Genomic DNA, 25,502 nt, shown 5'->3' with positions numbered 1-25,502 from the left:
GTCTGCCGGTCGGCAGGCACGACTTTGCGGCAGGTCGCCGGGGGACGATGACCTGCCGCTTAGCAGTGAGGGAGGATGTTACGAAATTGAGGAGATATGCACTTCCATGGTCAGCGGACGGCCGCCACCGTCCGCTCATGCACTGCTATGCACTTTCATTCACTGTCATGCGCAGAGGCTGAGGAGTGCTTCGTGCTTCTTGATTTCGATGCAACGAATGCTCCGCAGTTTGATAAGGCCGGCCGTACGGAGTTTTGCGAAAACGCGCGACACCGTTTCGATCGTCAGGCCTAAATAGTCGGCTATATCAAGCCGGGTCATGGGTATGTCGAAATGTTCGAGTCCGCCCTGACGTTCCGCCATGTCGACGAGAAAGCCGGCGATCCGTTCTACCGCCGTCTGGCGGCCGATCATCATGATATGTTCCTGGGCGCGCAGCATGCCGCGCAGCGCCAGAGAAAGCAGTTCCGGCAAGGCCTGGTCGTTGGCGGCGCGGCTGATGGGGCGCAGCCCGGTCGGAGCGATGGCTTCGGCGAAGAAACTATGGGTCCGGTCAGCCTCGAACCCGAAAGTTTCTCCGGCCAGATGGAAGGCAATGACCTGCCTCCTTCCGTCCGACAACAGGCGGTGGATCCGCACGGCACCGAATTCGACGTGATAGAATGTTCCTGCCTTATCGCCGGGGGCATAGATTTCCGCGCCGGCATTGAAGGTCGTCACAGAATTGGCCCGGAAGAGACCCGCGGTCTGGGGTGCGATCACGATCTGGCTCTTGGTGAGCTCCAATTTCGTGGCATGAGCGGCTGCGGTGTGCATCTTCACGTCTCCCCTTGCTGTAGTCTCAAGATGCCAGAAGACGTGCAGGGGGAAAATTGGGTTGTATCACTAGGGGGATTTACGTAGGGCAGGCGGGAAAACGGCAGCCAACGCGGCTCAGGCTGTCAGCGCAAGGTCCTTGACGAGACCCAGGAGATCGGCCCCGTTGAACGGTTTGGTGAGGCTCTGGATCGGGCCGAGCTCGTCTTCGATGGACGGAGACATGCCGTCGGTAAGCAGGATCACGGCCTCGCCCGACTGGAGCAGACGCTGCAGCGCGTCGCTCGAAGCACGCAGCACCTGATCGTCGATGATCATGCAAAGCGTCTGGCCGGCGGTGATGGTGCCCTTGCGCCAGGATTCGTGAGCCTCGACGTGATAGCCCTCCACCTCCAGTGCGAATGTCAACGACTGCCTGAGACCGAGATCGGGCGCGATGACAATTATGGTTCTCGCTTGTGATAACACCGAATTTCCCGCGCGGGTGGGGCAGCCGGAGAGCTGCTGAAGGGAGACATCTAGTGCCTGCGGGGGGACCTGCGCTTTGCGATAGATCAAGAAAGTTTCAATAAATTTTAGGGGCCATCAATTGGGACCGAAACCGGCAGCCATTGCCATGCGAACGAGCTGTGGCAAGCTTTTCGCCTTCATCTTGCTCATGACGTTGGCACGATGCACCTCGACGGTGCGAGGGCTTATGTCGAGATCGTAGGCGATCGACTTGTTCGGCAGACCGGCAACCACGGCGGCCAACACCTGCCTCTCCCGATCGCTCAGGCTTTCAAGCCGTGTCTGAACCTCGGCCAGGTCGTCGGTATCGAGCGTTTTGTCCGACAGCAGCTCGGCGGCCCGCTGGATCGCTTCGATGATGACCGTGTCGCCGAAAGGTTTTTCGATGAAGTCGATGGCGCCCGCCTTCATCGCCTCCACTGCCATCGGCACGTCGCCATGGCCGGTGATGACGATCGACGGAATGCCGGCGCGGCTGGAGGTCAGCTTGCGGATCAGCTCGACGCCGGTCATGTCCGGCATCCTGAGGTCGGTGACCAAAACACCGTTCCTGACGCTCGGCGCGAACTGCAGGAAAGACGAGGCGGTTTCATGCATGCGCACGGCAAAGCCATTCATGGTCAGCATGAAGGCGAGGGACTTTCTGACCGGCTCTTCGTCGTCGACGATATGGATCGTGTAGTCACCCGTCTGCATTTTCGCGTTCCTCCTTGTCGATCGGGAGTGTGAAACGGAACGTCGCTCCTCCGGCCGCGTTGCGCGTCACCGTCATCTCGCCGCCATGCGCTTCGACGATGCGCTTGGAAATCGAAAGCCCTATCCCCATGCCGCCGGCCTTGGTGGTGATGAAGGGTTTGAAAAGCTGGCCGGCGATCTCTTCGGGAATGCCGGGGCCGGTATCCTGGACGATCACCTGGATCATGTCTTCGTTTTCCTGGAGCGTGCGGATGACCAGTTCCCGCCGCTGGCTGTCGCGCATCGCCTCGATGGCGTTGCGCATCAGGTTGGTGAGCACCTGCTGAACCTGGATGCGGTCGACGGTGACCATTTCCGGCCCTTGCGCGAATTCGAAGATCGCACGGACGCCTTTTTCGCGCGAGCCGACCAACGCCAGAGCGCCGGCTTCCTCGACCAGACGGCGGATGTTCTCCGGCGCCTTTTCCGTCTCGCCCTTGGTCACGAATTCCCTGAGATGCTTTATGATCTGGCCGGCCCGGAGCGATTGATGTGCCGTCTCTTCCAACGCTTCGCGCATGCGCACCGCGACGGCTTCGTCCATGTCGCGCAGAAGGCGCGCGCAGCCGTGCACATAATTGGCAATCGCCGAGAGCGGCTGGTTCAGTTCGTGGGCAAGGGTGGATGCCATTTCGCCCATTTCATTGAGGCGGGCGAGGCGGGCGAGCTCTCCCTGGATCTCCTGCAGGCGTGCAGCCGATTCCTCGCGTTCGGTCAGGTCCCGCACGAAGCCGGTGAAGAAGGTTTCCCCGCCGGTATGGGTCTCTCCGACTGCAAGCTTCATCGGGAAGGTCGAGCCGTCCTTGCGTCGTCCGACGACCACGCGGTCCATGCCGATGATCCGCCTTTCACCAGTCCTCAGATACCTTTCCATGTAGCCGTCGTGTTCGCGGTGGTAGGGTTCCGGCATCAGCATGCGCAGGTTCTGGCCGACCACCTCATCCTCGCTATAGCCGAACTGGCGGATTGCTGCGGCATTGAAGGAGACGATCGTGCCGTCCCTTGTGCTGACGATGCTGGCATCGAGAACCGTGTCGAGCACGGAGCGAAGATGCGCTTCGCGGGAGTCGRCCTTCGCCTGGGCTTTTCCGATCGCCTTGCGGGCAGAGTGAAGTATTTCGCCGAGCAGCGCGATCACCACGCCGACGATGCCGATCATCGCCATTTCCGTGAAATTGGCCCCCCGCGGCGTCAGCTCCTTGATCACGTAGGCTGCCAGAACAGAAAGCAGCACGGTGAAAAGCGAGGCCCGCATGCCGCCGATAAGGGCGGCAACGAGGATCGGCGGAATGAAGAATGTGAAGGGCGCCTTGTCGTCAAGAACGCCGTGCAGCGAGAAGCGCAGCGCAAACGCAACCAGCACGCAGATGGTCGCAATAAAATAGACTTCCGCGGCTGAAAACCGACGGCTCAAGAAAGACTGAATATAGTCATCCTTCTTTTCGGCGAACGTCTTGGAAGCCATGATGCTTATCCGAAGCCGATCGTCTGCAGGAGGAACCCCATTCCCTTGTGCATATGAAACCTGACAGCCTGTCCTTAAACTGGTTCTAGCATGAGCGCGGATGCGGCGTCCAACGGCGGAAACCGTCGTGACCTAAAAAACATATAGTTTTGCGTGGTTTCTTATGTCCGGTGTGAAAACGCGGGCGGGTGCCAGCGCAGGTCGGATGCGGTGCCGTGGGGGGCCGACAGGGTGGAGCCGGAGGTCCGATTCCTCACTGTTGCGGGATATTGGCGATTTTGACGTAGTCGGCCCAGGCCGCGACTTCCTTTTTCAGGTATTCCTGGCCTTCTTCCGGTGTCGAGACGAACACGTCGCCGCCCTGGTCGGTCACGAATTTCTTGACGTCTTCCTGGGCGAGAACCTGCCTGGTCCAGCCATTGATCTTGTCGACGATATCCTTCGGTGTCGCCGAGGGGACCATCATCGCGAACCAGCCGACCTGGTCCATCGGGTAGCCGGATTCCGTCATGGTCGGAACGTCGGGAGCGCCCGGAATGCGCTTGGCGGAACTGACCGCCAGCAGGCGGTAGCGGCCTTCGCGAAGCTGCGACAGGGAGAAGACCGGATCCTGGGCGGCGAAGGCCATCGCACCGCTCAAAATGTCGTTCATCGAATCGGCGCTGCTCTTGTAGGCGACTTCAACCGTGTCGAGGCCGGCTTCCTGCTTGTAGATGGCGGCGAGAACCTTGCCCGACGTGTTGTTGATGGCGTAGCTCGCGTTGGAGCCTTCCTTCTTCAGGTATTCGGTCAGTTCCTTCATGGTCTTGATCGGGCTCGATACCGGAACGGCGATCATGTGCGGCTGCTTGTTGACGGTGGCTGCGACCTGCAGGTCCTTCACCACGTCGAAGGGCGGCGTCTTGAACATGTGCATGTTGCCGGCAACGGCGCTGCCGGTATGGAAGAAGATCGTATAGCCGTCCGGCTTGGAGCGCGTGACGTACTGGCCGGCTATATTGCCGCCGGCGCCGGGCTTGTTTTCGACGATGATGGTGGCGCCCGAAACCTTGGCGATCTTTTCGGCGAAAAAGCGGACGATGACGTCGGCGCCGCTGCCTGCCGGGAACGCACAGATCATGCTGATGGTCTGATTTGGGTAATTCGCCTGGGCCGCGGCCGGCGAAAGCCCGAAGGCGCTGCCGGCAACGGCGACCGATGCGGCAAGCACGAAACGACGTGTGATAGTCTGCATGAATTCCCTCCCATGGATGACCCGGTCTTGCAGTCGACGCTGGCCGATCACACCTCCCCGATGCGACCTGATACAACATTGTATAATTATATTTGATTTAATCAACTGTTCTGGCTAGAAAACATCCCACGCAGAAACGCGTTTTCGGGAGAGGACAAAATGACCGTCAATACGACAACTCAATCCGCCGCCGCACTTGATCTCGACCGTTTCCGGTTGAGGAATTTCGTCGAGAGCCTGAGCGCGGACGAGCTCGATATCCGTGAGGAGAAGGTCGATCTGGCCGATGTCGCGGCCATTTTGCAGAACAACCCGAAGGCCGTGTGGTTCAAGAACGCCGGTCCGGAAGGCCAGCAACTGGTCGGCAACGTGGTCGGAAGCCGTTCCCGTCTCGCCAAGGCTTTCGGCGTGCCGGCCGGCGAGGTGGCGCTCGAGATGCGCCGCCGCCTGTCGCTGAAGCCGGAACTGGTGAAGCTTTCCGGCGGCGAAGCGCCCGTGCAGCAGGTCGTGTTGACAGGCGCTGACGCCGATCTCCTCAAGCTACCGGTCCACGTGCAGCACGCGCTCGACGGCGCGCCCTACATTTCCGCGACGATCGACTACACGATCGACCCGAAGGACGGCCGCTACAATTGCGGCATGCGCCGGCTGATGCTGCGCGGCCCGCAGGAAGCCGGCGTCGACCTGATCGCGCCGAGCGACCTGCGCGTCATGTACATGGCCGCTTCCGGGCGCGGCGAGCGGCTGAATGTCGCCTATGTGGTCGGCTGCCACCCGATCGACATGGTGTCCGCCACCATGAAGGAACCGGTCGACGAGCTGGAGCTGATCTCGTCGCTCCGCGGCGCGCCGCTGCCGGTCGTCAAATGCGTGACCAGCGACATCATGGTCCCGGCCGACGCGGAAATGGTCATCGAAGGTTATTTCGACGAGCGCGGTTATGTGGAGAAGGAAGGCCCTTACGGCGAATATCTCGGCTACTACGGCGTCGTGAAGACCAACCCGGTCTTCCATGTGACCGCGATCACCCATCGCAAGGATGCGCTGTTCCAGACGGCGACCATCTCCGGCAATCGCATGGACTTCACCGATACGTCCAACCTCGAGGCGCTGCGCATGGAGATGAACGTCTGGAAGACGCTCGGCGATGTGGTGCGCCAGCCGGTTGCCGTCTACGCGCCGGTCGCCGCCGGAGGGTCGATGAGCATGCGCTTCTCCATCCGCCAGACCTACCCCGGCGAGGCCCGTTCGGCACTCTACGCGGTTCTCGGCGCCGTCGGCGTCAAGAACGTCTTCGTCGTCGATCCGGATATCGACATCTTCGACGACAGCCAGATGGAATGGGCGTTCGGCACCCGTTTCCAGGCCGACCGGGATCTGGTGATCGCGACCGGCGTTCGGCTGTCGCCGCTCGATCCGTCGCTTCACGGCTCCCGTTCCGGTGCCAAGGCCGGCTACGATCTCACCTGGCCGATGCAGCATGCCCAGAACTGGGAGCTCGTCACGCCGCAGGCCCCGTCCTATCCCGGCAAGCGTTTCCCCTCGCTCGAAGCGGCTCTGAAGGACGGCGCAAAGCATTTCGAGGAGCTGATGGCGGCGGTCGGCAGCCGCGACGGTCGCGAAGTCGTCCGCGAACTCGACACCTTCCGCTCCAGGGGACTGGAGCGCGACGAGCGGGGCCGTTACTACCTTCCCCTATAAGTTGTTCCATTTCCGGGCACTGTGCCTAATCGAAACGACCTTCCGGGTGCAAATCCGGAAGGTTTTTCATTTTAAGTCGAAAAAGCTCTCTTCCATCCCGCTAAACGGGTGAGGCCCCGGCCAAACACCATTCATTTCTTGGGGGCACCTCGTTATGCTTTCTCTAATGGATGGATTTCTATGGTGCGGTACTACCGCCCGCCTCCGGAGCAGAGATGTCCCACGTCGACAGCATCGATATTGCAGAGCGCAGACGGCTCGACGCTCTGGCAAGTTACCGTATTGCGGGTTCCGGGCCCGAAAACCGTTTTGATCGCATCTGCCGTTTTGCCTCGGAGCTCTTTTCCACGCGCATGGCTTTCGTGACGCTGATCGAAGAGGATCGGCAATGGTTCAAAGCCTGTTCCGGTCTCGATATCGAGGAGACCCACCGATCCGAATCCTTTTGCGATCACACGATCCGCAGGGATGATGTTCTCGTGGTGTCCGACGCGCGGCACGACGCGCGGTTCTCCAGCCTGCCGATCGTCACCGGCGAACCCTTCATCCGGTTTTACGCCGGAGCGCCGCTGGTCTCGCCGGACGGTTTTCGGATCGGAGCGCTGTGCATCGCCGACACGCAGGTGCGCGAAAGCTTTTCCGAGCGGGAAAGGCGGACGCTCGCGGGCCTTGCAGCCATGGTCATGGAGCACATGGAATTGCGTCGCGAGGGCATACCGCAGGCGACGGCTGCCAACTTTGCGAATGCGACCGATCTTTCGCTGGTTACCGTCGATCCCACCGGCCGGATTGAATTCGTCAACCAGGCGGCGCTCGACATGTTCGGTTTCGGACGGGAGGAGATGATCGGCAGCTCGCTCGATATGATCGTGCCGGAGCGATTCCGCGCGGCCCACAATGCCGGTCTCGCGCGCGTGGCCGCGGGCGGCAATTCCAAACTCAAGGGCAAGACCGTCGAGGTGTCGGCTCGCCGCAAGGATGGTACGGAGTTTCCGATCGAGATGGCCCTTTCGATCTGGCATGATCAGCGCGGCGTCGGCGTGGGCGCCATCATCAAAGACATATCCGAACGCCGCGACCGCGACGTCCGGCTCCTGAGGCTGGCAAGCCAGGATACGCTCACCGGCCTATGCAATCGGCCTCGTTTCGAGGACCTTCTGCGCGAGGAACTGGCGCGCAAGCGGCCGCTTGCCGTGCTGCTCTTCGATCTTGACGGCTTCAAGGACGTCAACGATCGGCTGGGGCACGGCGTCGGCGACTCCCTGCTGCAGGCGATCGGTGTAAGATTGCCGGCGGTTCTTGACCGTAACGTCACCGTATCCCGGTTCGGCGGCGACGAGTTTGCCATTCTCATTCCCGGAACAGGCGATCCCCTTATCGCCCAGAAGACCGCAAATGCGGTCATCGAGGCTTTCAAGATACCGTTCGAGGTTGCCGGGCACACGTTCCGTGTCGGGGCGAGCGTCGGTTTTTCGCTCGCTCCCAATCATGGTTCGGATGCGGAGGAACTGATCGCCAGCGCCGATTTCGCGCTCTATCGGGCCAAACAGGCCGGCGGCCGCGTCGTGCGCATGTTCGAACAGTCGATGCGCAACGAGACCCTGGCAAGGCGAACGCTCCGGGACGAATTGCTGCGGGCTTTGAACAGGCACGAACTCGTGCTGTATTATCAACCGCAGGTGACCATCGAGACCGGCGAGGTGTTCGGCGTCGAAGCACTGATACGCTGGCAGCATCCCGAGCGCGGTCTCCTGCCGCCCGCCGCCTTCCTTCCGGCTCTGGAGCAGAGTTCGATCGCGCTCGACGTCGGCTTGTGGGTGCTTGACGAGGCGGGTCGCCAGATGGCCGCCTGGAATGCAGCCGGTTATCCGCCGATCAAGATGGGCGTCAATCTGTTTCCCGCGCAGGTTCGGGCCGGCGATCTGGCGCGCAGCGTCATCGACCTGATCGCGCGCTACGCCCTCGATCCGCGGCTCCTGGAGATCGAGATCACCGAGACGGTCACGCTCAACGACGACGATCAGTCGCTCGAGTCTATTCAGGCGCTGAGCGAACTCGGCGTCGGCATTGCTTTCGACGATTTCGGCACGGGCTATGCTTCGCTCGGTTCGCTGCAGCGCTATCCGCTGACGACGCTCAAGATCGATATGGGCTTCGTCCGGGACCTCCTGACCAAGCCGCGCGACGCCGCCATCACCCGGGCGCTGATCATGCTCAGCAAGGAACTGGGGCTGAAGACGATTGCCGAGGGTATCGAGACCGAGGAGCAGGAGGCGGCGCTTCGCCTGATGGGCTGCGAGGCGGGGCAGGGCTATCGTTACGGCAAGGCGATGCCGGCCGAAGAGGTTGCCCGGCTCTTCGTCCAACCGATCGAAAAGCAGCGTATCCGGATCAAGTAATCCGGCATGATCCGCGCAAGGGCCGGTGCCAAAACCGGACGTCAAACCGGGACATGAGTATCCTTTGGCGGTCGCGACAATCCCATGGGAGATTTCCGGGACGGGCCTGATTTCAATTGTCAACAATCGCGGAAACTCTATAACCTGATGATGCATTTGGCATCAGGGACGGCGCATGTTCAGACTGACGGAGCTTTCCGAAATCGATCTGAATCAGTTGTTCAATCTCGCACCCAACCCCTATGTCATCCTCGACCGGGAGTTGCGGCTTGTCGGGATGAACGACGCTTATCTGGCGGTGACGGGGCGTAGCCGTCAAGAGCTTCTCGGCCGCAACATGTTCGATGCGTTTCCGAGCGAGTCGGCGTCTGTCCCGGGCCGGCTTCTGCGCCAATCGTTCGCCAAGGTCCTTTCCACTGGTGAGGTGGATCACCTGCCGCTCATTCCCTATCCGATCCCGGGCCCCGACGGTGAGCTCGAGGATCGGTATTGGAGTGCCACCCATACGCCGATCAAGGACGAGGCGGGGCAGCCGATCTTCATCCTGCAGCATACGGTGGATGTGACTGAACTTCATCTGCTACGCAGCCGGTCCGCGAGCGACGGCGGCTTGAAGGTTCACACCGACCTGATGCGCCGGGCCGATGCCGTGCAGGGAGAGAATGTCGCGCTCGGCGAGGAACGGGAATATCTGCGCATGCTGTTCGAGCAGGCGCCCGGCTTCATGGCGGTGCTGCGCGGTCCGGAGCATGTTTTCTCGATCGTCAACAGGTCCTACCGGGCGATCGTCGGCCGTGAGGACCTGATCGGCAAGACGGTGCGCGAGGCTCTGCCGGATATTGCCGGCCAGGGCTTTTACGAGCTGCTCGACGAGGTTTACCGGACGGGTACGCCCTATAGCGCCTATGGCGCGCGCGTCGTTCTCCAGCCCTCTGAAAGCGTTCAGCCGGAAGAGCGGTTTCTCGATTTCGTCTACCAGCCGATCCGTGATCGCGACGGCATGGTCAACGGCATTTTCGTGCAGGGCCATGACGTTACGGAGCTTCGCCGCGCGCAGGAGGCGGCCCGCGAAAACGAGGACCGTTTCCGCACGCTTGCCCAGTCGTTGCCGACGCATGTGTGGACGGCGACACCGGATGGCCGGATGCAGTGGTGCAACGACCAGATTTTTACCTATAGCGGCCTGGAATCCTTCTATTTCGACAGGGAGCGCCGCTCCGACATGCTGCATCCGGACGATTCGCCCCGGATCGCCGCGGCCTGGGGAGAAGCGATCCGCGTCGGGGGCCGTCTTGAGACGGAGATCCGCCTGCGCCGCCACGACGGCGTCTATCGCTGGTTCATCAGTCGCGCGGTACCGATCAAGAATGCCGAAGGCGAAATCACCCTCTGGGTCGCTACCAATACCGATATCGACGAGCAGAAACAGACCGAATCGGAGCTTTCCAGCCTCGCCGAAACCCTCGGCCACCGGGTCGAGGAAAGAACGATCGAGCTCGAGCGGACGCAGGAAGTGCTTCGCCAAAGCCAGAAGATGGAGGCGATCGGCAATCTCGCCGGCGGCATCGCCCACGATTTCAACAATCTCCTGCAGGTGATCACCGGCAATCTCCAGCTTCTGGGGCGGGAGTTCGCAGGCAATGAAGTTGCCGAAAGACGGTTGAACAGCGCGCTTGCAGGGGCGTCGCGCGGCGCCCGGCTTGCCTCGCAGCTTCTCGCCTTCGGCCGCCGCCAGCCGCTTTCGCCGAAGGTGATCAATCTGAGCCGCTTGATCCGCGAGATGGATCATCTTCTGAGGCGCAGTCTCGGCGAAGCGATCGAGATCGACACGATTGTTGGCAGCGGGTTGTGGAATACGTTGGTCGATCCGAGCAATGTCGAGAACGCCCTCCTCAATCTCGCCATCAATGCACGCGATGCGATGAACGGGCAGGGCAAGCTGACGATCGAACTCGGCAATGTCTATCTCGACGACGAATATGCGCGGCACGCGTTCGACATGGAGGTCGGGAAATATGTGATGCTGGCGGTCACCGATACGGGTACGGGCATGACGGCCGACATTCTGGACAAGGTCTTCGATCCCTTCTTCACCACCAAGCCGGAAGGCAAGGGGACAGGGCTTGGCCTGTCGATGGTCTATGGTTTCGTCAAACAGTCGGGCGGCCATATCAGGATCTACAGCGAGCCGGGCAACGGCACCACCGTGCGGATATATCTTCCGCGATCGATGGAGGATGAGGATTTGGTTGGCGAAAATGCCAGTGGTGCTGCCTTGGGCGGCGACGAGACGATCCTGGTCGTCGAGGACGACGAAGCCGTGCGGGAAATCACCGTCAGTCTGCTCGCCGAACTCGGTTATCGGGTCCTGCGGGCCAAGGATGCCGACAGCGGGCTTGCGATCGTCGAAAGCGGCGTGCCGATCGACTGCCTGTTCACGGATGTGGTGATGCCGGGGCGGTTGAAGAGCAGCGATCTCGCCAATCGGGCCAAGGAGCGGCTGCCGCATCTCGGTGTGCTGTTCACCTCGGGTTATACCGAAAATTCGATCGTCCATGGCGGGCGGCTCGATCCGGGGGTCAACCTGCTGAGCAAACCCTATACGCGGGAGGCGCTCGCCCGAAAAATCCGCCAGGTGATCGACCAGAGCCGGCCGCCGCCGCCGCCGCGCTTGTCCGAAAGTCCTCCTGAGATAATTTCGGTTCAGCCGGCCGTCGAGCAGCCTTCGGCGCCGGATCTGCCGATCTCGGTTCTGCTGGTCGAGGACGAAGCGCTGATCCGCATCTCGACGGCGGATTTCCTGCAGGATGCCGGCATGACCGTGGTCGAGGCGGGATCGGCAGCCGAAGCGCTTGCAGTGGGCGGCAGCCAGACGATCGACATCCTCGTCACCGATGTGCATCTGCCGGAAATGAGTGGCTTGCAGCTTGCCTTGAAATTGCGCGAAACGCTTGCCGATCTGCCGGTGATCTTTGCCACCGGCGACCGCAACGTGCCGGGATCGGAAGAGCTCGGCCAGACGGCGCTGATCACCAAGCCTTACGACTACGAGCTGCTGACGACCCGCATACGGTCGATGGTGACGCCACGGCCGAGCGGCTGAGCCGCATTCGTCTTTTGCGGGTCAGCCGTTATCTTCGTCCTTCATACCCGCGGCCACTTCGGTTTTGCGCAGCAGCCAGAGGATGACGATGCCGGCGCTGGTCGCGGCTGCTGCGACGATCCACATGCCGAGGCCGACGCAGAGCCCGATCGCACCCGACAGCCACATGCTGGCGCCGGTCGTCAGGCCCTTTACATCGCCGCGCATCTGGAAAACGACGCCGGCGGCAAGGAAGGCAATTCCGGCGGTGACGGCCTCGATGAGGCGGATCGGGTCGATCCGGACCGTATTGGGCTGGTTGCCGAACTCATGCATGATCTGCAGGCCGACCAGCGTGAAGACGGCAGATGCGAGGCCGATCAGCATGTTAGTGCGCAGGCCGGCGGAATTCTTGCGCAACTCGCGCTCAAGGCCGATCAGACCGCAGAGAAACGCGGCGCCAACCAGCCTCACCAGAAGCACTTCGATCGCAACCGGCGCCTCATGCGAAAACTCCTCGGCAAGTGCGTTGAGCATGATCGCGATATCCCGATGTTACCGGTGACGTAACACCGGAAACTGACGCAGGCCTATATGGTTCCGTCAGCGCTGTACGCCGGCGCGAAAGCCTCAGAGGCGCCCATCGGCCTCGACGATGACCTTCGTCAGACTGCCGTTTGCCGGAAAGAGCGGGATGAGGCAGGCCTGCAGGGCGTGGTAGATATCGCCCTTGCCGGGGAAAAGAGTGTGGGCCGGGACGAGATCCTCGGTCAGTTCCTCGTGCCAGCCGCCGTTTTTGTGATCGATGAAGCGGTTGGCGATCGTGCCCCAGATCCGCCTATAGCTGTCCTCGTAGAAATTGTCGGCCGGCAGGTGCTCGTTGAGGAAATGCGCGGCACCGGCCGCCTCGCACATCGGCCACCAGAGCTTGTTGGTCTTGGCGGGCTTGTCGCTCCAGTCGAGCGTGTAGAAGAAGCCGCCCTTTTGGCTGTCCCAGCCCAGTGACATGGACTGGACGAACAGCGATTTTGCCGCGTCCGGCATCCAGCCGTGCTTTTTATCCCCGAGCGTCCAGAGCTGCAGCAGGAGGCGCGACCATTCCAGCCAATGGCCGGGCGTGGTGCCGGCGGGGCGGAACATCTCGTCGGGATGGTAATAGTCCTTGTCGATCGTCCATTCGGCATCGAAATGTTCGGCAACGCGGAAACCGACGCTGCCGGCAGAACGGCGGATGACGAGGTCGGCAATGCTCGTCGCCTTCTCGAGATAGGCCTTCTCGCCGGTCGCCTCGTATGCGGCCATCAACGCTTCGGTGAGGTGCATGTTGGAGTTCTGGCCGCGATAGCTGCCGCCATCGATCGGCGACCAGTCAAGGTTGAATTCTTCCGCGATCGCGCCATGGCGCGGTTCCCAGAACCTGGTTTCGAGGACCTCGGTTATATCGGCCAGCATCTGATCGGCGAGGGGGTGGCCGATGACCTTGGCGGAAGAGGCGGCAAGCAGCACGAAGGCATGGCCGTAACCCTGCTTGGCGGGATCAGCCGCGCCGTCATCATTGACCTGCCAGAAATAGCCGCCATATTCCGTGTCGCGATGGCGCTCCCAGAGGGTGCGCATGCCGTGGTCGACGATATCGCCGGAGCCCGGCCGGCCAAGCAGATGGCCGATCGAAAAACAGTGGACCATGCGCGCCGATGCATGAATGCCCCGGGTCGGATTGGCGCCGCCAATCGGTGAGCCCTGGTCGTCGAGATCGAAGAAGCCGCCCTTCGGGTTCATTGCCCGGACCTGAAAGAAATCAAAGAGTCCGTCCGCCTGATCGAGGAGCCACCGACGATGATAGGGAAGGCTCGCCCAGTTGGCTTCTGTCTGACGCGTGTCGCTCATGAAAACCTCGGAATCGCTGTGGCAGGGCAGTGGGTCAGAACGCCTATAACGCCCGGCCGGTTTCATGTCATCGACTATTCTATATCGCACGACATACCGGTTATATATTGACATAAACATATCTTTATGCGGTTATTGAACGAAATCGAAACGATGAAGGGCTGTGCCATGTTCGACGAACTCTTTGGTCCCGAAGCCGCCGCTCGCGATGGCGCAGAGATTCTGGCGGCACTCAAGGCGGCTGCGCGCGAGCGCATCCTGATCATCGATGGCGCGATGGGCACCGAAATCCAGGGGCTCGGTTTCGACGAGGGGCATTTTCGCGGCGAGCGGTTTGCCAGCTGCGCCTGCCATCAGCAGGGCAATAACGACCTGCTGATCCTGTCGCAGCCGCAGGCGGTCGAGGATATCCATTACCGCTACGCCAAGGCAGGTGCCGACATCATCGAGACCAACACGTTCTCGTCGACCCGTATCGCCCAGGCCGACTACCAGATGGAAAATGCGGTCTACGACCTCAATCGCGACGGTGCACGGCTGGCGAAGCGCGCGGCATTTCGGGCCCAGAAGGAAGACGGCCGCCGCCGGTTCGTCGCCGGCGCCATCGGCCCGACCAATCGCACGGCCTCGATTTCGCCTGACGTCAATAATCCCGGTTACCGGGCGGTGACATTCGACGACCTCAGACTTGCCTATGGCGAACAGCTCGACGGGCTGATCGACGGTGGCGCCGATATCATCCTGATCGAGACGATCTTCGATACGCTCAACGCCAAGGCCGCGATCTTCGCCTGCGCCGAGCGTTTCGAGGCAAAGGGCATCCGCCTGCCGGTGATGATCTCCGGCACGATCACCGACCTTTCCGGCCGCACGCTGTCCGGCCAGACGCCATCGGCCTTCTGGTCCTCCATCCGTCATTCAAAACCCTTCACGGTCGGGCTGAACTGCGCGCTGGGTGCCGATGCGATGCGGCCGCACCTGCAGGAACTCTCGGGCGTTGCCGACACGTTCATCTCCGCCTATCCGAATGCCGGTCTGCCGAATTCGTTCGGCGGTTACGACGAATCGCCCGAAGACATGGCCCGCCAGATCGAAGGCTTTGCGGCGGAAGGCCTGGTCAACGTCGTCGGCGGCTGCTGCGGTTCGACGCCGGACCATATCCGCGCGATTGCCGAAGCGGTGGCGCCGCACAAGCCGCGCGAAGTGCCTGAGCACCGGCCGTTCATGTCGCTGGCGGGCCTGGAACCCTTCGAGTTCACCAAGGACATCCCCTTCGTCAATGTCGGCGAGCGCACCAACGTCACCGGCTCGGCGAAATTCCGCAAGCTGGTCACCGCAGGCGATTTTACTGCGGCGCTGGCGATCGCCCGCGACCAGGTGGAAAACGGCGCTTCGGTCATCGACATCAACATGGACGAAGGCCTGATCGATTCGCAGCGGGCGATGGTCGAGTTCGTCAACCTGATTGCCGCCGAGCCGGATATCGCCCGGGTGCCGATCATGCTCGACTCGTCCAAGTTCGAGATCATGGAAGCGGGCCTGAAATGCGTGCAGGGCAAGCCGGTGGTCAACTCGATCTCGATGAAGGAGGGCGAGGAAAAATTCATCGCCCAGGCCAAGCTGCTGCGTAATTACGGTGCTGCCGTCGTGGTCATGGCCTTCGACGAGCAGGGCCAGGCAGATACCTACGAGCGCAAGGTGGCGATCTGCGAACGCGCCTACAAGCTCCTAACCGAAGAGGCGGACTTCCCGCCGGAAGACATCATCTTCGACCCCAACGTCTTTGCGGTCGCGACCGGCATCGAGGAGCATAACAGCTACGGTCTCGCCTTCATCCAGGCGACCAAGACCATCCGCGAGCGCATGCCGCTGGTGCATATCTCTGGCGGTGTCTCCAACCTGTCGTTCTCGTTCCGCGGCAACGAGCCGGTGCGTGAGGCGATGCATGCCGTGTTCCTCTACCACGCCATCCAGGCGGGCATGGACATGGGCATCGTCAATGCCGGCCAGCTGGCGATCTACGAAAACATCGATCCCGACCTGCGCGAGGCCTGCGAGGATGTCGTTCTCAACCGCCGCGACGACGCCACCGAACGGATGCTGGATATCGCCGAGCGTTATCGCGGAACCGGTGCCAAGGAAGCCAAGGAGAGAGATCTCGCTTGGCGCGAATGGCCGGTGGAGAAGCGCCTTTCGCATGCGCTCGTCAACGGTATCAACGAGTTCATCGAGGCCGATACGGAAGAGGCGCGCCAGAATGCTGAGCGGCCTCTGCATGTGATCGAGGGTCCGCTGATGGCCGGCATGAACGTGGTCGGCGACCTGTTCGGGTCCGGAAAGATGTTCCTGCCGCAGGTGGTGAAGTCCGCCCGCGTCATGAAGCAGGCCGTGGCCGTGCTTCTGCCCTATATGGAAGAGGAGAAGCGCCTCAATGGCGGCGACCAGAAAAAGTCCGCCGGCAAGGTGCTGATGGCGACCGTCAAGGGCGACGTCCACGATATCGGCAAGAATATCGTCGGCGTCGTGCTCGCCTGCAACAATTACGAGATCATCGATCTCGGCGTGATGGTGCCGGCGACGAAGATCCTGGAAACGGCGATTGCCGAGAAGGTCGATATCATCGGGCTTTCCGGCCTGATCACCCCGTCGCTCGATGAGATGGTACATGTGGCGTCGGAAATGGAGCGCCAGGGGTTCGACATTCCGCTGCTGATCGGCGGCGCGACGACCAGCCGTGTGCATACGGCCGTGAAGATCCACCCGCGCTATGATCGCGGCCAGGCGATCTACGTGACCGATGCCAGCCGCGCGGTCGGCGTCGTGTCCGCGCTTCTGTCCGAGGACGGAAAGCCGAGCTATATCAGCACGGTGCAGGCGGAATATGCCAAGGTTGCCGCGGCACACGCACGCGCGGAAGCGGAAAAAACCCGCCTGCCGATCGGCCGTGCCCGCGACAATGCCGAGAAGGTCGACTGGTCGTCCTACCGGCCCAAGAAGCCGCAATTCACCGGAACGAAAGTGTTCGAGACCTATGACCTGGCGGAACTGGCGAAATATATCGACTGGACCCCGTTCTTCCAGACCTGGGAACTGAAGGGCCGTTTCCCGGCGATTCTCGAAGACGAGAAACAGGGCGAGGCGGCGCGCCAGCTTTATGCCGATGCGCAGGCGATGCTCGACAAGATCATTGCCGAAAAATGGTTCCGGCCGCGGGCGGTGATCGGCTTCTGGCCGGCCAATGCGGTCGGTGACGACATCCGCGTTTACACCGATGAAAGCCGCAACGAGGAACTGGCGACCTTCTTCACACTGCGTCAGCAGCTTTCGAAGCGGGACGGTCGTCCGAACGTCGCGCTGTCGGATTTCGTCGCCCCAGTTGCGACAGGTCTCGACGACTATGTCGGCGGTTTCGTCGTCACGGCCGGTATCGAGGAAGTGGCGATCGCCGAGCGGTTCGAACGGGCGAACGACGATTACTCATCGATCCTCGTCAAGGCGCTCGCCGACCGCTTCGCGGAAGCCTTCGCCGAATGCATGCACGAGCAGGTCCGCAAGGAATTCTGGGGTTACGCGCCGGACGAGAATTTTTCCGCGGAAGAGTTGATCACCGAAGCCTATCACGGCATCCGCCCGGCGCCGGGTTATCCGGCCCAGCCCGACCATACGGAAAAGGCGACGCTGTTCCGGTTGCTCGACGCGGAAGAGGCGACCGGCGTCGTTCTGACGGAAAGCTACGCGATGTGGCCCGGCTCGTCGGTCTCCGGCCTCTATATCGGCCATCCGGCATCCTATTATTTCGGCGTCGCCAAGGTCGAGCGCGATCAGGTCGAGGACTACGCCAAGCGCAAGGGCATGTCGATCGAGGAGATCGAGCGCTGGCTCGGCCCGGTCCTCAACTACGTGCCGGTGTCCGGCCAGGATGCGGTCGACGACGCGGCCTGAGAACACCGCCGCCTGAACTGCTCAAATGCAAAACGGCATCCGCGAGGATGCCGTTTTCGTCTGCGGGCCGTAGCCCTCCGATTTATCCGCAATCAGTCGCGGATGATCAGGAAATCGTGGGCGTTGAAGCGCAGCGTCAGGGTTTCTCCCGGCTGCGGCAGGACCGCATCCGGCGAATTGAACATGTCGAAGGAAATCTGGTTTCCGCCGACATCAAGCTTGGTGCGGATGACCGAGCCCAGGAAATGCGAGGAGATCACCTGGCCGGTCAGCGAGGTGTCGCCCTTGGCATTTTCCAGCAGCGAACCGGCTTCCGGGCGCAGGGCGATCGACAGCTTGTCGCCGCCTTTCAGGGCGCCGATCGATTCCCGAAGCCTGATCGTGTTTTCGCCGACCTTCACCGTGTTGGCCGCCGGATCGACGACGGTCGCTTCGATGATGTTGAGCGTGCCGACGAAGGAGGCGACGAAACGGGTGGTCGGGCGATTGTAGATTTCCGACGGGGTGCCGATCTGGTCGGCGCGGCCGGCATTCATGACGACGACGCGGTCGGAGATCGACAGGGCCTCTTCCTGATCGTGCGTCACGAAGACGGTGGTGATGCCGAGCCGGCGCTGGATTTCACGGATCTCTTCGCGCAACGAAACACGGATCTTGGCATCGAGCGCCGACAGCGGCTCGTCGAGCAGCAGGACCTGCGGTTTCGGCGCAAGCGCCCGGGCGAGTGCGACGCGCTGCTGCTGGCCGCCGGACATCTGGTATGGGTAGCGGTCGGCCAGGTGGTCGAGACCGATCAGCGTCAGCATTTCCTTGACGCGCGCTTCGATCTCCGCCTGGGCCTTGCCAGCCACCTTCAAACCGAAGGCGACGTTGTCGAAGACGTTCATGTTCGGGAACAGTGCATAGGCCTGAAAGACCATGCCGATATTGCGCTGGTTGGTCTTCAGCGCGTTCTGGTTCCGGCCGTTGATCGAGATCGCACCGTCGCTCGGGCTTTCGAACCCGGCAATCATGCGCAGCACGGTCGTCTTGCCGCAGCCCGACGGTCCGAGAAAGGAGACGAACTCGCCCTTCTCGATGGACATGTTGAAGTCCTTGACGACCTGCGTCTGGCCGAAACTCTTCTTGATACTTTCGAGAACGAGGAACGACATCAAAATTCCTTAAGGCCTGGACGGCGACAATTTGCCGAAGCGGGAAACGAGCTGGATCAGACCCATCGACAGCCAGGTGATCGCAAAGGCGATGACGGCGAGCGCCGACGGTTCGTAAGCCTTGTTGGCACCGACGAGCTGAAGATAGGGACCGAAGGCCGGACGGTTGAGAAGGGCCGCCATGGTGAATTCGCCCATGACGATCGCAAACGTGATGAAGGCGCCCGAGAGCACGCCCGACATGACGTTCGGGAAAATGCAGCGGAACATGATCGTCGGCCATTTGGCGCCGAGAATTTCGGCGGCCTCCGTCAGCGTCCGCACGTCGATAGTCCGCATCGCCGTATCGACCGAGCGGTACATGTAGGGAAGCGCCAGGGTCACGTAGGAGAACGTCAGCAGGACATTGGTGCCCTGGGTCGAGCCAGTGAACGGGATCCAGGACGAGGAATTGTAGAGGCGCAGGTAGCCGAACACGATGACGATCGCCGGAATGACGAGCGGCAGAAGCGTGATGAACTCGACGACCGGCCGCATCTGCGGCAGGCGCAGACGCACCCAATAGGCGGTCGGCACGATGAGCAGCATGCCGACGACGATCGTCACCAGCGCCATCAGCATGGAGAAGCCGAAGGTGGCGCGGAACTGCGCGTCGGTGAAGACCGACTGGTAGGCGTCGAAGGAATAGGCACCGCGCCGCATGCGCAGCGAGAACTCGAACGTGCCGATCAGGGGTATGAAGAAATAAATGGCGCCGATGGCGATCGCGAGCCAGGCGAAGATCTTGTGCGCCTTCATTTCTGCCACCGTTCGGCGCGGGTGCGCAGCCAGATGTAGAGGATGTTGGAAATGCCGGTGATGACGATCATGCCGAGAGCCAAAGCGTAGCCGAGGTTCGGATTGTGCAGCACGTCGCCGCGGATCTGGGCGTAGAGCAGGATCGGCACGATATTGAGCGAGGACCCGGTCAGAGCATAGGCAGTTGCGATCGCGCCGAAGGCGTTGGCGAAAAGGAGGAGCGTGGCGCCCATCAGGCTCGGCCAGAGGATCGGCAGCACGACCATGCGCCAGTATTGCCACGTAGATGCGCCAAGGATTTCGGACGCCTCGCGCCACTCCTTCTTCAATCCGTCCAGCGCCGGCGTCAGGATCAGCACCATCAGCGGGATCTGGAAGAACATGTAGGTGATCGTCAGGCCGAAGAAGGAGAGGAGGTTAAAGCCGGTCGAATAGAGATTGAAGCCGAACCAGTCGCGCATGAAGACGGTGACCAGACCGGTCCGACCGAGCGTCGCCAGGAAAGCGAAGGCGAGCGGCACGCCGGCGAAGTTCGATGCGACGCCGGAAAACGTGAGCAGGCTGGAGCGGATCCAGGACGGCACGCCGCCGAGCACAACCGCCCAGGCAAGGAAGAAGCCGATCAACGCGCCGCCGAGTGCAGACGCAACGGATACCCGGATACTGATCCAGTAGGCGCCGAGGATGGACGGCGAAAAGAGGTCGGCAATATTCTGAAACGTAAATTCGCCCGCCGGATTGAAGAAGGCGCCGACGATCAGATAGAGCGTCGGGACAATCAGGAAAGCGAGCGCAAATACCATGAACGGCACGATGCCGAGCCAGTCGATGACTGTCCGGCGGTCGATGAATGACGTGGATGCGGTGGTCATGAATGCTGGCCATCCAGGGGAAACGGGAAACCTCCCGCGCCGGGCGGCGCGGGAGGTCAATCCTGATGCGATTACTTGGAGACGTTGGCGCCGACCACGGTATCCCACTTCTTGGTAATGGTTTCCTTGGCGGCGGACTGCTGGGCGAGCGTCGGGAATACGGCCTTCTCATAGGCTGCTGCCGGGGGCAAGGCGTCGAGCAGGTTCTTCGGGATCTTGTTGTTCTTGGCAAGATCGTTGAAGCGGATCGGGTGGCAATATCCCTTCAGCCAACCGAGCTGACCTTCGTCGGAATAAAGGTATTCCATCCAGAGCTTCGCGGCGTTCGGATGCGGAGCGAAGGCGGAGATCGCCTGCACGTAGACGCCCGCAACAACGCCGCTTGCCGGTACCACGACCTCGAAGGACGGGTTGCCCTTCAGGCTTTCGCCCCAGGACAGGGCATTATAGTCCCAGGCGATGATGATCGGCGTGGTGCCCTGCGCAAACGGGGCGGCCTTGCCGGTGACCGGCACGAAATTGCCCTTCTTGTTGAGTTCGGCGAAGAACTTCAGGCCTTCGTCGCCGGCCTTGGCGGAGTCGCCCTTGGCGCCGGAGAGGCCGGCAGCATAAACGCCCTGGACGGCCTGGTTGGCGCCGCGCGGATCACCGGCGAGAGCGACTGCGTTGGCATAGTCGGACTTCAGCAGGTCGGACCAGTCCTTCGGGGACGTCTTGACGAGGTCCTTGTTCACCAGGAAAGCCAGAACGCCGTAATAGTCGCCGTACCAGTAGCCGTCTGCGTCCTTGGCGTCGGCCGGGATCGAATCCCAGGTGGAGACCTTGTAGGGCTGGATCAGGCCGTCGGCCTTGGCGGACGGGCCGAACGACAGGCCAACGTCGATAACGTCGGGAGCCTGTGGGCCCTTGTTGCCCTTGTTGGCCTTGATCGCTTCGATTTCGTCGCCCGAACCGGCGTCCGGGTTCAATTCGTTGACTTCGAGGCCGTACTTCGCCTTGAATCCGGCGATGACGTCGCCGTAGCCGCACCAGCTATGGGGCAGCGCGATCGTGGTCAGCGTGCCTTCCTTCTTCGCAGCTGCGATCAGCTCGGCGCTGGGCGCCGCGGCGGCGATGGCCGTGGAGGCGATGACGATGGCGGTCGTCAGAGAAAGAAGACGTTGGGTCTTGTTGATCAAGGTATCCTCCTAGGGGTTCAGGTCGTGTAGTCCGGATCGTTTCGGCGCGACTCGTAGAGCCAGTTCATGTATCGTATATGACAGCCCGGAGGATGAGCATTTGCTCATGAAACTCCCGGATTGCCGGCATATTTCTTAACCCGACCGCTCAGTCGGGACGGCTCTGGCGGCCCGGGCGGCGGAACAGCATCGTCCGCTCGAACAGGCCTTCCAGAGAGTTCATGCGTTCGCGGGTTTCCTCCCACGTCGCGCTCTGCACCGCCTCGATCAGCGCCTCGACGACGAACAGGGTGATGACGGAGCTGTCCCAGGCCGAGGGTGCCTCGATCCTCACCTTGAACGTGTGCTGTGCATGCTTGGCAACGGGTGAAGCCCAGACATCGGTCAGCAAGATGATGACGACGCCGTTAGCCCGTGCGGCCTCTGCCAGCGTCGCCATCTCCTGCTCGTAGCGGCGGATGTCGAAGATCACCAGGACGTCGCCGGCGCTCATGTTGAGAACATGCTGCGGCCAGGAGCTCGAATTGGTGGAGATCAGGGTCGTCTTGGGACGAATGACCTGCATATGGGTGAAGAAATATTCCGCGAGCGCACCGGTAATGCGGCCGCCGACGAAGTAGATGCCGCGGTTGCGGTCACGCAGAAGTGCGGCGGCCCCTTCGAAAGTCGTGGTGTCGAGATCCGAAAGTGTGTCGCGCAGATTGGCGGTGATCGCGTCGGCAAAGCGATTGAGGATATGTGTGCCCGGTGCGTTGGACGCCCACCGGTCGTGCTTGGCGATCGGGTTGGAGATGGTCGCCTCGAGCTCGTGATGCAGATGGGATTGGAATTCCGGGTAGCCCTTGTAGCCGAGCTTCTGCACCATCCGCGCAACCGTCGGCGTCGAAACACGGGCGTTCTCCGCGATCACAGTGATGCTGCCGAGCCCTGACACCGGATAGTTCTCCAATAGGCTGTCCGCCAACTGTTTTTCCGCGCGCGTCAGGCTATCGTAACGAACACGAATGACATCCGATACGGTGCGTGCAGTTGGTGGCACTAAAGCTGTTCCCTCCGGTCTTCGCCGGTTATCGAAAAGATTAACAATCGTTTCTGCGGAGAAGTCAACGGTTCCTTTGAAGAGAAATTTTCAGAATCCCGTTGACGGCGGCAGGAAAGTGAAGAATTCTCTTCTTAATCCAATTTAAACGATTTTTTCCGGAACGCGTCGATGCTGGTCCAGTCGGAATTCTTCTCGGAGGCGGATGGCGGACCCGTTGCCCTGGACAATGCCGGCGGCCGGGGAGATGTGCTTCTCGTCTGCGAACACGCCTCGCGGCGCCTGCCGGAACGCTACGGCGATCTCGGACTTTCCGCGGATGCGCTTGCCTCGCATATCGCCTGGGATCCGGGAGCGCTTGCCGTCTCCCGGCTGATGTCGAAGAGCCTCGACGCGACGCTGATCCACCAGCGGTTTTCGCGGCTCATCTACGACTGCAACCGGCCGCCGGATTCGCCTGCCGCCATGCGTGACGTGTCCGAGATCTTCCGGATCCCCGGCAACGAGAACCTGTCCAAGGCGGAGAAGTCCCGACGCACCACGGCGCTCTACCTGCCATTCCACGGCCGCATCCGCGAGGAGATCGCGGCGCGGCGGGCGAGGGGGCAGAAGACGGTGCTGGTCACCATTCACAGTTTCACGCCGGTCTATTTCGGCAGGGAGCGCCCGGTCGAGATCGGCATCCTGCACGATACCGACAGCCGGCTTGCCGACCGGATGCTGGAGGCAGCATCCGACACCCATCTCTACCGCGTCGAACGCAACGAGCCCTATGGGCCGGCGGACGGCGTAACGCATACGCTGGAAGTCCACGCCCTGCCGGCGGGACTTCTCAACGTCATGATCGAAATCAGGAACGATCTGATAACGGACGAAATCGGCCAGGGGGTCGTGGCCGATTTCTTGACAGGATTGCTGCGGGAAAGCCTCGCAGACATCCAAGGATAAGACCCGGGGAGCAGCAGCTCGCATGCCCGCGGTTAAATCTCCGCGGGAAGGACAAACCGGATGGCCGCGATGGCGCGGTCTTTCTGCCAACAGGGGGAAGTCATGTCCGATTATACCGAAGGCGACAAAAAGCAGGACATTCATATCCTGCATTCCATGGGTTATGCGCAGGAACTCGAGCGCCGCATGAGCTCGTTTTCCAACTTCGCAATTTCATTTTCCATCATTTGCATTCTCTCCGGCGGCATCAATTCGCTGGCGCAGGCGACGTCGGGTGTCGGCGGGGCCGCAATCGGCATCGGCTGGCCGATCGGCTGCATCATCTCTCTCTTCTTCGCACTCGGCATGGCGCAGATTTCATCCGCCTATCCGACGGCCGGCGGGCTCTATCACTGGAGTTCGATCCTCGGGACGCGCTTTACCGGCTGGCTCACCGCCTGGCTCAATCTTCTCGGACTGATCACCGTTCTCGGGGCGATCAACATCGGTACCGCCCTTTTCCTCGGCGGCACGTTCGGCGCGCAGCTTGGCATTGCCGATGCGACCGGCGTTGTTTCTCCAGGGATGCAGGTGGTTCTGGTGATCCTGTTCACCATCGTCCAGGCGGCGATCAACCATTTCGGCATCGGCCTCACGGCCAAGCTCACCGATTTCTCGGGCACGCTGATCCTGGTGACGGCGGCGGTCTTGACCATCGCCTGCCTCATCTACGCACCGACGCACGATATTTCGCGGCTCTGGACTTTCACCAATTATTCCGGTGATGCGGGCGGGGCTGTTTGGCCTCAGTCCGACAGCATGTGGTATATCTTCGCGCTCGGCCTGTTGCTGCCGATCTACACGATCACCGGTTATGACGCCTCGGCGCATACGTCGGAGGAAACCAAGAAGGCGGCGCTGTCGGTGCCCCGTTCGATGGTCTCCGCCGTGCTCTGGTCGTCGCTTGCCGGCTGGGTGATGCTGTCGGCCTTCGTCATCGCTATACCGGACATGGCCGCAGGCGCCAAGCAGGGCTGGGCCGTGTTCTTCACCACCATCAACACCATCATGCCTGCCTGGCTGGTGACGGTGCTCTATGTGGCCATCTTCATCTCGCAGTTCCTCTGCGGGCTTGCGACCGTCACCTCATGCTCGCGAATGATCTTTGCGTTTTCGCGTGATGGCGGTATCCCGGTCGGCTCAAAGACGCTTGCAAGCGTCAGCCCGAAATTCCGCACCCCGGTTGCGGCGATCTGGACGGGTGCGGCTCTCGAAAGCCTGTTCGTCTGGGGTGCGCTGTTCATCTCGGTCGGCGAGGCAAGCCTTTACGTCACGGTCGTCAACGCGACCCTGATCTTCCTTTTCCTTTCCTTCCTTTTCCCGATCGTGCTCGGCATCTTCGCCTACGGCACCAAGAAATGGCCAGCGCCTGGCCCCTGGGATCTCGGTCGGGGCGTCTACAAGACAGTCGGCGTGCTGGCGACGCTTGGCATGGTGCTGATCATCTACATCGCCATCCAGCCGCCGAACGACAAGGTGCTTGCGGTCACCGTCGGCCTTATCGTCCTTGCGATAATCATCTGGTTCGCGGTCGAGAACAAGCGCTTCAAGGGGCCTCCGATCGGTGACATGATCGCCAAGCGCAAAGCCGAAATCGCCGCTGCGGAAGCGGCAGTCGGCGAAACCGGGACGGTCTCGCCGGTACCGGGCGAATAACCTTCACCGACATCATTGGCGGAGGCCGCGATGTGCGGCCTCCGCCA

At 61.5% G+C, this 25,502-nt stretch carries 18 protein-coding genes; 6 read left to right on the top strand and 12 right to left on the bottom strand.

What is annotated here, in order from left to right; genetic code table 11:
- Positions 1-165 precede the first annotated feature (165 nt).
- The 5 genes from AC1D3C_RS10060 to AC1D3C_RS10040 form a co-directional block, all read right to left on the bottom strand.
- Positions 166-816 carry a helix-turn-helix domain-containing protein gene (locus AC1D3C_RS10060; protein WP_477482765.1) on the bottom strand — a complete coding sequence of 217 codons (651 nt, stop codon included), beginning with the start codon at positions 814-816 and terminating at the stop codon, positions 166-168.
- Positions 817-933: 117 nt separating this feature from the next.
- A complete protein-coding gene (locus AC1D3C_RS10055; protein ID WP_051899741.1) occupies positions 934-1,224 on the bottom strand; it encodes a hypothetical protein in 291 nt (96 codons plus the stop codon).
- Between the two features lie 177 nt (positions 1,225-1,401).
- A complete protein-coding gene (gene fixJ, locus AC1D3C_RS10050; RefSeq protein WP_038543629.1) occupies positions 1,402-2,022 on the bottom strand; it encodes a response regulator FixJ in 621 nt (206 codons plus the stop codon).
- Complete coding sequence (locus AC1D3C_RS10045; RefSeq protein ID WP_477482764.1) at positions 2,009-3,526, bottom strand: PAS domain S-box protein; 1,518 nt, start codon at positions 3,524-3,526, stop codon at positions 2,009-2,011. The genes fixJ and AC1D3C_RS10045 overlap by 14 nt, the downstream gene beginning before the upstream one ends.
- Before the next feature lie 253 nt (positions 3,527-3,779).
- The gene (locus AC1D3C_RS10040; protein WP_247137831.1) at positions 3,780-4,760 is read right to left on the bottom strand and encodes a Bug family tripartite tricarboxylate transporter substrate binding protein; all 981 of its coding nucleotides are present in this window, start codon (positions 4,758-4,760) and stop codon (positions 3,780-3,782) included.
- 159 nt (positions 4,761-4,919) lie between these two features.
- Between AC1D3C_RS10040 and AC1D3C_RS10035 the strand changes: the two genes are divergently transcribed.
- The 3 genes from AC1D3C_RS10035 to AC1D3C_RS10025 all read left to right on the top strand — a co-directional run bounded on the left by AC1D3C_RS10035 (position 4,920) and on the right by AC1D3C_RS10025 (position 11,963).
- Positions 4,920-6,461 carry a UbiD family decarboxylase gene (locus AC1D3C_RS10035; RefSeq protein ID WP_038543622.1) on the top strand — a complete coding sequence of 514 codons (1,542 nt, stop codon included), beginning with the start codon at positions 4,920-4,922 and terminating at the stop codon, positions 6,459-6,461.
- Positions 6,462-6,676: 215 nt separating this feature from the next.
- Positions 6,677-8,860, top strand: coding sequence for a putative bifunctional diguanylate cyclase/phosphodiesterase (locus AC1D3C_RS10030; protein ID WP_477482763.1), 2,184 nt, complete (start codon positions 6,677-6,679; stop codon positions 8,858-8,860).
- 175 nt (positions 8,861-9,035) lie between these two features.
- Complete coding sequence (locus AC1D3C_RS10025; protein ID WP_477482762.1) at positions 9,036-11,963, top strand: hybrid sensor histidine kinase/response regulator; 2,928 nt, start codon at positions 9,036-9,038, stop codon at positions 11,961-11,963.
- 21 nt (positions 11,964-11,984) lie between these two features.
- On the opposite strand, the gene AC1D3C_RS10020 is transcribed toward AC1D3C_RS10025, so the two are convergent.
- Complete coding sequence (locus tag AC1D3C_RS10020) at positions 11,985-12,479, bottom strand: MgtC/SapB family protein (RefSeq protein WP_477482761.1); 495 nt, start codon at positions 12,477-12,479, stop codon at positions 11,985-11,987.
- 93 nt (positions 12,480-12,572) lie between these two features.
- Positions 12,573-13,829: an AGE family epimerase/isomerase gene (locus AC1D3C_RS10015; protein ID WP_477482760.1), complete on the bottom strand. Its 1,257-nt coding sequence runs from the start codon at positions 13,827-13,829 to the stop codon at positions 12,573-12,575.
- 168 nt (positions 13,830-13,997) lie between these two features.
- On the opposite strand from AC1D3C_RS10015, the gene metH reads away from it, so the two are divergent.
- Complete coding sequence (gene metH / locus AC1D3C_RS10010) at positions 13,998-17,771, top strand: methionine synthase (protein ID WP_477482759.1); 3,774 nt, start codon at positions 13,998-14,000, stop codon at positions 17,769-17,771.
- Positions 17,772-17,863: 92 nt separating this feature from the next.
- Here metH and AC1D3C_RS10005 read toward each other — a convergent pair whose 3' ends face one another.
- The 5 genes from AC1D3C_RS10005 to AC1D3C_RS09985 form a co-directional block, all read right to left on the bottom strand.
- On the bottom strand, positions 17,864-18,925 hold the full coding sequence (locus AC1D3C_RS10005; RefSeq protein WP_477482758.1) for an ABC transporter ATP-binding protein: 1,062 nt from the start codon (positions 18,923-18,925) through the stop codon (positions 17,864-17,866).
- A gap of 9 nt (positions 18,926-18,934) precedes the next feature.
- Positions 18,935-19,723 carry an ABC transporter permease gene (locus AC1D3C_RS10000; protein WP_247036267.1) on the bottom strand — a complete coding sequence of 263 codons (789 nt, stop codon included), beginning with the start codon at positions 19,721-19,723 and terminating at the stop codon, positions 18,935-18,937.
- On the bottom strand, positions 19,720-20,595 hold the full coding sequence (locus AC1D3C_RS09995; RefSeq protein ID WP_038543608.1) for an ABC transporter permease: 876 nt from the start codon (positions 20,593-20,595) through the stop codon (positions 19,720-19,722). The genes AC1D3C_RS10000 and AC1D3C_RS09995 overlap by 4 nt, the downstream gene beginning before the upstream one ends.
- Before the next feature lie 71 nt (positions 20,596-20,666).
- Positions 20,667-21,773 (bottom strand): ABC transporter substrate-binding protein, encoded by a 1,107-nt coding sequence (locus AC1D3C_RS09990; RefSeq protein WP_477482757.1) that lies wholly within the window; start codon positions 21,771-21,773, stop codon positions 20,667-20,669.
- Between the two features lie 148 nt (positions 21,774-21,921).
- Positions 21,922-22,812, bottom strand: coding sequence for a MurR/RpiR family transcriptional regulator (locus tag AC1D3C_RS09985; protein WP_038587696.1), 891 nt, complete (start codon positions 22,810-22,812; stop codon positions 21,922-21,924).
- A gap of 171 nt (positions 22,813-22,983) precedes the next feature.
- Here AC1D3C_RS09985 and AC1D3C_RS09980 point away from each other — a divergent pair, with 171 nt between their 5' ends.
- Complete coding sequence (locus AC1D3C_RS09980; RefSeq protein ID WP_477482756.1) at positions 22,984-23,760, top strand: N-formylglutamate amidohydrolase; 777 nt, start codon at positions 22,984-22,986, stop codon at positions 23,758-23,760.
- A 102-nt stretch (positions 23,761-23,862) separates the two neighbouring features.
- Entirely contained in the window at positions 23,863-25,455 is a 1,593-nt protein-coding gene (locus AC1D3C_RS09975; protein ID WP_038549314.1) for an amino acid permease, read from the top strand.
- Positions 25,456-25,502 lie beyond the last annotated feature (47 nt).

Source organism: Neorhizobium sp. P1_A6 (assembly GCF_056406795.1).
This window is presented reverse-complemented; position numbering and strand designations above follow the sequence as displayed.